A 2,595-nucleotide genomic window follows, 5' to 3' on the forward strand; every position below is an offset into this window, starting at 1 on the left:
GCTCTGCCCAACGCCATAGTAGCTGATAGCTAAGGCAAAGTGTAGTTAACCTAAACTGCGGATAATAAATCTATCTCCAGCGTTCAGGTTAGTTTGCTAGCAGCTTTACCACTAGCCTTGAAAAAAGACCTTTCTACTAAAAAAGCGTTTGCACTGTCATTTGTGTATATCCAAGGGATGGCGGTTACGTATGCGGCGCTGGGGCTAGTGGTGGCATCGTTAGGCGGCCAAGTGCAAGGTTATTTGCAGCACCCCTATGTATTGATTAGTTTTAGTTTATTATTTGTTTTACTCGCTATGTCGATGTTTGGTTGGTACGAAATAAAACTACCAAGCGGTATGATGAACAAGCTAACCCAAGTGAGTAATAACCAAAAGGGCGGCAATTATATTGGCGTATTTTTAATGGGCGTGTTGTCTGGTTTAATCGCGTCTCCTTGCACCACTGCACCTTTATCTGCGGCATTATTATTTGTAGCGCAAAGTGGTGATTACTTAGTGGGCGGCTTAACTTTGTATGTGCTGAGTTTAGGAATGGGCATTCCGCTGCTGTTATTAGGCACCTCTGGCGGTAAATTATTACCAAAAGCGGGTGGTTGGATGGAGCAAGTTAAAACCCTGTTTGGTTTTATCATGTTAGTTGTGCCACTTATATTGCTTGAACGTATTGTTGATGCTGAGATCATTTTACTAATGGCAGGTCTACTGGCAATCGCTACCGCATTGTATTTACATCATTGGCAAAGTGGTCAAAGCCAAGGGAAATTAAAAACCGCTCTGTGGTTTGTTGCCACACTATTAGTGATTGGCGGTGCCAGCGTAACTAAAAACTATATATGGCCAACAGCGCAAGTTGTTAGTGCCGCAAATGGCGAGCAACAAGAACGCGGCTTTAAATTAGTGGCTAACTTAGCTGAGCTTAAACAAGCAATAAATGATGCAAACAGTGATGGTCGTTTAGTGATGGTTGATTTGTATGCAGATTGGTGTGTTGCGTGTAAAGAGTTCGAAAAATACACCTTTCCTGACGCTAAAGTGCAAGACGAGTTTGCAAATTTTGCACTATTAAAAATAGATTTGACCGAAAGTGACGATACCACAATCGCAGTAATGGAAGAGTTTACGGTATTTGGTTTACCCAGTATTTTGTTTTTTGATACACAAGGTGAAGAGCTTGCAGCGCAGCGTGTGACGGGCTTTTTAAACGCAAAAGACTTTGCTGAGCATTTAGCAAAAGTGAGAAATGGCGCTAAATAGACATTTTTCACATCACTATTTTAAACGCCACTTTATATGAGTGGCGTTTTTGTTTCTGTTGTAGTCACTAGTGATTAGACCAGTATTTTGCTGCTATTTACATCGAACTGGCTATAATAGGTGGTTAACGTGAGAAATAGTTGCTATTTTAGTTTTTCCCCTCTACATTTTACGGGGATTTCTAATCAAAATGGCTTAACTCATTATTTATAGGATTATCGCGTATTATGGCTGCAAAATTTAAACTTTTAGTTATAAATGGCCCTAACTTGAACATGCTAGGTAAGCGTGAGCCAGAAAAATACGGTTCACACACGCTTAGTGAGATTATGAGCGAACTAACAACGGTTGCTGATGGTCTAGATGTCGAGTTAACGCATTTTCAAAGTAATAGTGAACAAGCTTTAATTGAGCGTATACACAGCGCTTGGCAGGCTATGGATTACATTATTATCAACCCTGCAGCATTTACGCATACAAGCGTGGCTTTACGTGATGCATTGCTGGCAGTTGATATCCCGTTTTTTGAAGTGCACTTAACTAATGTGCACGCGCGGGAAGCGTTTCGTCATCATTCATATTTTTCTGATGTGGCGCAGGGCGTGATATGTGGATTAGGCGCAATGGGTTATCGCGCAGCACTTGAAGCTGCCGTCAATCGGTTGCAAAACGCGAATTAATTTTAACTAACAAACTAACAGGCGGGTCGTTCATGGATATTCGCAAGATAAAAAAACTAATTGAACTAGTAGAAGAATCAGGTATTGCTGAATTAGAAATCACTGAAGGTGAAGAATCAGTACGTATCAATCGTAATAACATGAGTGCAGGTCCTGCTTACGCTCCTCATTATGCACCACAGTATGCTCCAGCACCGGCTCCAGCCCCAGCAGCTGCACCCGTTGCAAGTGCTGAAGCCCCAGCACCAGCAGGCCCGACTGGTCATCAGGTATTATCACCTATGGTTGGTTCTTTTTATTCAGCAGCTTCTCCAGAAGCACCAGCATATGTTGAAGTGGGTTCACAAGTTAAAGTAGGTGACACGCTTTGTATCATCGAAGCGATGAAAATGATGAACCAAATTGAGTCAGATAAAGCGGGCACAGTAAAAGCGATTTTAGTTGAAAATGGCGAGCCAGTAGAATTTGATCAACCTTTATTCATCATTGAATAATAGCGTAACCTAATAAGGCCAACTCTTATGTTAGATAAAGTAGTCATTGCAAACCGAGGTGAAATTGCACTTCGTATCTTGCGCGCCTGCAAAGAGCTTGGGATCAAAACGGTTGCTGTGCATTCAACGGCGGATCGCGATCTTAAGCATGTATTGCTTGCAGA

General features: G+C 41.9%; 4 protein-coding genes. All 4 read left to right on the forward strand.

The annotated features are described in order from the left end of the window. Positions 1-72: 72 nt before the first annotated feature. Positions 73-1,257: a protein-disulfide reductase DsbD gene (gene dsbD, locus ENH88_RS08445; protein ID WP_304181610.1), complete on the forward strand. Its 1,185-nt coding sequence runs from the start codon at positions 73-75 to the stop codon at positions 1,255-1,257. A 227-nt stretch (positions 1,258-1,484) separates the two neighbouring features. Further along, positions 1,485-1,937 (forward strand): type II 3-dehydroquinate dehydratase, encoded by a 453-nt coding sequence (gene aroQ / locus ENH88_RS08450; protein WP_304181606.1) that lies wholly within the window; start codon positions 1,485-1,487, stop codon positions 1,935-1,937. 32 nt (positions 1,938-1,969) lie between these two features. Continuing rightward, positions 1,970-2,431, forward strand: a complete 462-nt coding sequence (accB, locus tag ENH88_RS08455) for an acetyl-CoA carboxylase biotin carboxyl carrier protein (RefSeq protein WP_304181608.1) — start codon at positions 1,970-1,972, stop codon at positions 2,429-2,431. Positions 2,432-2,458: 27 nt separating this feature from the next. Beyond that, positions 2,459-2,595 (forward strand): biotin carboxylase N-terminal domain-containing protein (locus ENH88_RS08460; protein WP_304181612.1); only part of this gene is annotated, 137 nt, incomplete at its 3' end.

The sequence above is a fragment of the Pseudoalteromonas prydzensis genome (assembly GCF_011050055.1).
GTDB classification, from domain to species: Bacteria; Pseudomonadota; Gammaproteobacteria; order Enterobacterales; family Alteromonadaceae; genus Pseudoalteromonas; species Pseudoalteromonas prydzensis_A.